Genomic DNA, 5,752 nt, shown 5'->3' with positions numbered 1-5,752 from the left:
GCGCCTTGCGCGCGATCGGCCCGCAATCGCGCGCAAGGCGCGCTCCTACAGGTTCTGGTAGTTGGGCCCCGAGCCGCCCTCGGGCGTGACCCAGGTGATGATCTCGTACGGGTCCTTGATGTCGCAGGTCTTGCAGTGCACGCAGTTGGCGGCGTTGATCTGCAGCCTGCGGCCGGCGGCGTCCTCGACCATCTCATAGACGCCGGCCGGGCAGAAGCGCGTGCACGGGTTGCCGTATTCGACGGTGCAGCGCTCCACGCAGACATTGGTGTCGTGCACCACCAGGTGCACCGGCTGGTCCTCGTCGTGCGCGGTCGCCGCGAAGTACACGCCCTGCAGGCGGTCGCGCGGCGGCAGCGTGCGCTGCACGTAGTCGCGCTTCGGTTGCTCGTGCTCGCCCAGTTTGTCGAGCGAGCTCCAGTCCGGCTTGTTGCGCAGCGTCCACGGCGACAGCCCACCGGTGACCGTTTCCCACGCGGCATTGAGCATGCCGAACCACAGGCCGCGCTTGAATCCCGGCTTGACGTTGCGGACCGCGCGTAGTTCCTTCACCGCCTCCGACGCACGCAGCTTCGCGTCGAAACCGTCGCCGCGCAGCGTGCCCGACGCTGCCTGCGCCGCGACATGTTCGGCGGCGAGCATGCCCGAGCGGATCGCCTGGTGGGTGCCCTTGATCTTGGGCACGTTCAGCAGGCCGGCGCCGTCGCCGATGAGCAGCGCACCGGGCATCTCCACCTTCGGCAACGACTGGTAGCCGCCGGTGACGATGGCGCGCGCGCCGGCCGAGAGGATGCTGCCGCCCTCGAGCATCGGCGCGACCATCGGATGGTTCTTCCATTGCTGGAAGGCCTCCCACGGTTTGTACTCCGGATCCCTGTAGTCCAGGCCGCTGACGTAACCCAGCGCGACCTGGTCGTTGTCCAGGTGGTAGAGGAAGCTGCCGCCGTAGGTGGCGTTGTCGGCGGGCCAGCCGAAGCTGTGGACGATCCTCCCCGGCGTGGTCCGGCCAGCCGGCAACTGCCAGAGCTCCTTGATGCCGATCGAATAGCCCTGCGGGTCGCTGTCGGCATCCAGGCCGAAGCGCTTCACCAGCTGCTTGCTCAGGCTGCCGCGCGCGCCCTCGGCCAGCACCGTGAGCTTCGCGCGGATGTCGATGCCGGCGGTGAAGCCGGGCTTGTGGCTGCCGTCCTTCGCCACGCCCATGTCGCCGATGCGCACGCCGGCGACCTTGCCATCACCATCGTGCAGCACGGACGCGGCGGCAAACCCGGGATAGATTTCCACGCCCAGCGCTTCGGCCTGCGGCGCCAGCCACGCGCACATGGCGCCGAGGCTGACGATGAAATTGCCCTTGTTGTGCATGCCCGGCGGCACCGGCAGCTTGCGGCCGCCGGTCTTCGACAGCAGCCAGAACTCGTCCTCGCGCGCGGGCACGCAGATCGGCGGCGGGTTGTCGCGCCAGCCGGGCAGCAGCGCGTCCAGCGGGCCGGGCTCGATCACTGCGCCCGACAGGATGTGCGCGCCGACCGTGGCGCCCTTCTCGATCACGCACACCGAGAGGTCCGGGGCGAGCTGCTTGAGCCGGATCGCGAACGCCAGGCCCGCTGGGCCCGCACCGACGGTGACGACGTCGTACTCCATGACGTCCCGTTCGATGTCGACCGGCTGGCCGTCGCCTGCCTGCTGCATTGCCGATTCCTGTGTCATGGCCCGATTTTCGGCTTTCGGGCCGCCGCCGGCAAATCACCGGCGCGAGCCGGTATCCTCGGGCAGGCCCCCTGCCTCGCCCTGGAACCGGATGCCCCAGCACGAATTCTTCCTTTCCACCGAACGCCCGCTCCAGATCGACGCCCCGAAACGAAGCTCCGGCGACCGCTGGGTGGAGGTCGCCCACGCGGCGATCCCGCGGCCGGCGCTGGTGATCCGGGCTGGCGAATCCGTGCAGATGGGCGACGATCTGGTCCTGCTGGCCGGTTCGCGGCTGGTGTTGCGCTACGGGCCGGCGGTAGAGGCGATGAGCGCCGACGGCGCCACGCTGCGGGTCGAACTGGTCTGCGGCGACTCCGGCGACCGCATCGACACCCTGGCCGAGCTGCCGGTGCACGGCGCGCACGGCGTGCGCAGCGCGACATTCACCCTCGACGAACACGCCGGCACGGCGTGCAAGGTGCAACTGCGCGCCGGCGCCGGGCCCGACCATGACCCGCGCGGCGACTGGATCGCGGTCTACGAACTTGTCGTGGCGCAGGAGGAGTCGCTGCCCCGGGTCGCGGCCAACGCCTTCGGCAACGAGCGCACCCGCGGCGAACTGGCGCATTTCGCCACCGCCTACGACCACGAGATGTACCACGCCGACAAGGCCGCCATTGCCGCGGGCAAGCGCCTGCGCTGCCGTCCGCTGCAGGCACTGGTCGGGGACCGGATCGCCGCGGGCGATGCTGTCGCCACCCGCGCCCTGCCCGACTTCCCCGCGCCGGACGACCTGCCACCGACGCTGCGCGACCCCTACCACTACACCCACCACCTGCTCGGCCAGGCGCTGCGCATGCGCGCACCGAATTTCCACGAACGCCTGCACGCGATGTCGCGCGACCGGGAAGTGCGGGTGCTGTCGCTGTGCTCGGGCGCGGCGCGGATCGAGGCCGGCATGGCGGCGCTGGCCGGCCCTGCGGTGCAGTGGACGCTGATGGATCTCAACGAATCGTTGCTGCAGTCGGCCGGAGCGAGCTTTCCCGAAGGCGTGGAACCGGACCTGATCGTCGGCAACCTCAACGAGATCCGCGACTACGGCGAACGCTACGACGTGATCATGTGCGTCTCCGGGCTGCACCACATTGTCGAGCTCGAACGGGTCGTCGGCTTCATCCGCACGGCGCTGGCCGACGGCGGCGAGTTCTGGAGCATAGGCGAGGCCATCGGCCGCAACGGCAACCGCCTGTGGGGCAGCGACCTGGAAGCGGCCAACGCCAGCATGCGCGCGCTGCCCGCGCGCCTGCGCCGCAACCGTTACAGCGGCAAGGTCGACGACACGCTGCCGGACGTGGACTATTCCATCGGCACGTTCGAGGGCATCCGCAGCCAGGACATCACGCCGTTGCTGTTCGGCCACCTCGACCCGGTCCATCTGTTCCGGCGCAACTGCTTCCTGTGGCGCCTGGTGGACCAGACCTACAACAGCAACTACGACATGCAGGCCGAAGAGGACATCGCCTGCCTGCAGGCGCTGGTGCGGGCCGAGCTGGCGCACTTCGAAGGCGGCGGCCGCCCCACCGAGCTGCACGCGGTGTTCCGCAAGCCCGGCGCCTGACCGCAGGCGTCAGGCGGCGATCGGAACGCCGGTCTTTTCGCGCAGTTCGGCCTCGGTGACGCCCGGCGCTAGCTCAACGAGCCTGAGTCCGTCGGTGGTGACGTCGAGCACGCCCAGGTCGGTGATGATGCGGTCGACCACGCCGACGCCGGTGAGCGGCAGCGTGCATTCGGGCACGATCTTGTGGCTGCCGTCCTTCGCCACGTGCTCCATCAGCACGACCACGCGCTGCACGCCGGCGACCAGGTCCATCGCGCCGCCCATGCCCTTGACCATCTTTCCGGGCACCATCCAGTTGGCGAGGTCGCCGCCGGCGGTCACCTGCATCGCACCCAGGATCGCCAGGTCGATGTGGCCGCCGCGGATCATCGCGAACGAATCGTGGCTGCCGAAGTAGCTGGCGCCCGCGCGCGCGGTCACGGTCTGCTTGCCGGCGTTGATCAGGTCCGCGTCGATTTCCTCGGCGGTGGGGAACGGACCGATGCCGAGCAGGCCGTTCTCCGACTGCAGCCAGACGTCGACGCCGTCCGGAATGTGGTTGGCGACCAGGGTCGGCAAGCCGATGCCGAGGTTGACGTAGGCGCCGTCGGTCAGTTCCTGCGCGGCGCGGCGCGCCATTTCATCGCGGTTCCAGGCCATTACTTGCCCTCCTGGCGGATGGTGCGCTGTTCGATGCGCTTCTCGGGATTGGCGTTGACCACGATGCGGTCGACGTAGATGCCGGGCAGGTGCACGTGGTCCGGATCGATATCGCCGATTTCCACCAGCTCCTCGACTTCCACCACGCACACCTTGCCGGCCATGGCGCAGGCCGGGTTGAAGTTGCGCGCGGTCTTGCGGAACAGCAGGTTGCCGGCCTTGTCGGCCTTCCACGCCTTGACCAGCGACACGTCGGCGACCAGCGCGGTTTCCAGCACGTAATGACGTCCGCCGATCTCGCGGGTTTCCTTGCCCTCGGCGACGACGGTGCCGTAGCCGGTGGCGGTGAAGAACGCCGGGATGCCGGCGCCGCCGGCGCGCAGGCGCTCGGCCAGGGTGCCCTGCGGATTGAACTCGAGCTCGAGTTCGCCGGCCAGGAACTGGCGTTCGAATTCCTTGTTCTCGCCCACGTACGAGGAAATCATCTTCCTGATCTGGCGGGTGCCCAGCAGCTGGCCCAGGCCGAAACCGTCGACGCCGGCGTTGTTGGAGATCGCGGTGAGGTTCTTGACCCCGGAATCGCGCAGCGCGGCGATCAACGCCTCGGGAATGCCGCACAGGCCGAAGCCGCCGACCGCGAGGGTCTGGCCGTCGGCGACGATCCCGCGCAACGCCTCCGCTGCGCTGGGATAGACCTTGCCCGCTCCGGCCGGGCGCACCTGGGTTGCCGCCATGGGGGACGTTTCCTCGAATGCAGGAATTCCCAGTTTAGCGCGCAGCCACCGCGCCCGCCCCGTACCTTAGGGCAATACCCGCGTGGCTCAGTCCTGAAGAAGCAGGGCCACGAGGCGTTCTGCCAACGCCTCCGGCGACTCGGCCACGGTGTCGAGCACCACGTCGGGGTGTTCCGGTATCTCGTACGGCGAGTCGATGCCGGTGAAGTTGCGCAGCTGGCCGGCGCGGGCCTTGGCGTACAGGCCCTTGGCGTCGCGCTGCTCGGCCACCGCCAGCGGCGTGTCGACGAACACTTCCATGAACTGGCCTTCGGCGAACAGCTCGCGCGCCATGCGCCGCTCGGCGCGGAACGGCGATATGAAGCTCACCAGCACCACCAGGCCGGCGTCGACCATCAGCCTGGCCACCTCGGCCACGCGGCGGAGGTTCTCCACCCGGTCCTCGTCGGTGAACCCCAGGTCCTGGTTCAGGCCGTGGCGGACGTTGTCGCCGTCCAGCAGGTAGGTGTGCCGGCCCAGCGCCAGCAGGCGCTTTTCCACCAGGTTGGCGATGGTCGACTTGCCCGCGCCCGACAGGCCGGTGAACCACAGGCAGCGCGGGGCCTGGTGCTTGATCCGGGCGCGGGCGGCCTGGTCGACCTCCAGGTGCTGCCAGTGGATGTTGCCGGCCCGGCGCAGCGCGAACGCCAGGGTGCCGGCGGCCACGGTGGCGTTGTCCGGGCGGTCGATCAGGATGAACCCGCCCAGCTCGCGGCTGTCGGCATAGGCCTCGAACGGGATGGCCTGGTCCAAATACAGGTTGCAGTAGCCCACCTCGTTGAGCTCCAGGCTCTTGGCCGCCAGCTCCTCCTGCGTGTTCACGTCGACCTTGTGCTTGATCTCGGTGACCTGGGCGCCCACGGTGCGGGTGCCGATCTTGAGCCAGTACGGCCGGCCGGGCAGCAGCGGCTGGGTGCCCAGCCACAGCAGGTGGGCGGCGAACTGGTCGGCGATCTCGCACGGGTCGTGCGCGGCGGCCATGACGTCGCCGCGGCTGGCGTCGATCTCGTCGGCCAGGGCCAGGACCACGGCC

General features: G+C 69.4%; 5 protein-coding genes. 1 reads left to right on the top strand and 4 read right to left on the bottom strand.

The window, feature by feature from the left end; all coding sequences use genetic code 11:
• Nucleotides 1-45: 45 nt before the first annotated feature.
• Nucleotides 46-1,689, bottom strand: a complete 1,644-nt coding sequence (locus tag QAA18_RS10210) for an electron transfer flavoprotein-ubiquinone oxidoreductase (RefSeq protein WP_279412827.1) — start codon at nt 1,687-1,689, stop codon at nt 46-48.
• Nucleotides 1,690-1,798: 109 nt separating this feature from the next.
• On the opposite strand from QAA18_RS10210, the gene QAA18_RS10205 reads away from it, so the two are divergent.
• Entirely contained in the window at nt 1,799-3,307 is a 1,509-nt protein-coding gene (locus tag QAA18_RS10205; protein ID WP_279412826.1) for a class I SAM-dependent methyltransferase, read from the top strand.
• Between the two features lie 9 nt (nt 3,308-3,316).
• On the opposite strand, the gene QAA18_RS10200 is transcribed toward QAA18_RS10205, so the two are convergent.
• The 3 genes from QAA18_RS10200 to cysC form a co-directional block, all read right to left on the bottom strand.
• Nucleotides 3,317-3,946 (bottom strand): CoA transferase subunit B, encoded by a 630-nt coding sequence (locus QAA18_RS10200; RefSeq protein WP_279412824.1) that lies wholly within the window; start codon nt 3,944-3,946, stop codon nt 3,317-3,319.
• The gene (locus tag QAA18_RS10195; protein ID WP_279412822.1) at nt 3,946-4,680 is read right to left on the bottom strand and encodes a CoA transferase subunit A; all 735 of its coding nucleotides are present in this window, start codon (nt 4,678-4,680) and stop codon (nt 3,946-3,948) included. Before QAA18_RS10195 ends, QAA18_RS10200 begins: the two co-directional genes overlap by 1 nt.
• A gap of 87 nt (nt 4,681-4,767) precedes the next feature.
• The coding region (cysC, locus tag QAA18_RS10190) for an adenylyl-sulfate kinase (RefSeq protein ID WP_279412821.1) at nt 4,768-5,752 on the bottom strand (985 nt) is incomplete at its 5' end.

The sequence above is a fragment of the Luteimonas sp. 8-5 genome (assembly GCF_029763755.1).
In the GTDB taxonomy this organism is placed as follows: Bacteria; Pseudomonadota; Gammaproteobacteria; order Xanthomonadales; family Xanthomonadaceae; genus Cognatiluteimonas.
This window is presented reverse-complemented; position numbering and strand designations above follow the sequence as displayed.

What these genes read in the sequence shown, in the direction of transcription:
- QAA18_RS10210 (WP_279412827.1), bottom strand. Translation starts at nt 1,689, where the DNA reads ATGCAGCAGGCAGGCGACGGCCAGCCGGTCGACATCGAACGGGACGTC.
- QAA18_RS10205 (WP_279412826.1), top strand. Translation starts at nt 1,799, where the DNA reads ATGCCCCAGCACGAATTCTTCCTTTCCACCGAACGCCCGCTCCAGATC.
- QAA18_RS10200 (WP_279412824.1), bottom strand. Translation starts at nt 3,946, where the DNA reads ATGGCCTGGAACCGCGATGAAATGGCGCGCCGCGCCGCGCAGGAACTG.
- QAA18_RS10195 (WP_279412822.1), bottom strand. Translation starts at nt 4,680, where the DNA reads ATGGCGGCAACCCAGGTGCGCCCGGCCGGAGCGGGCAAGGTCTATCCC.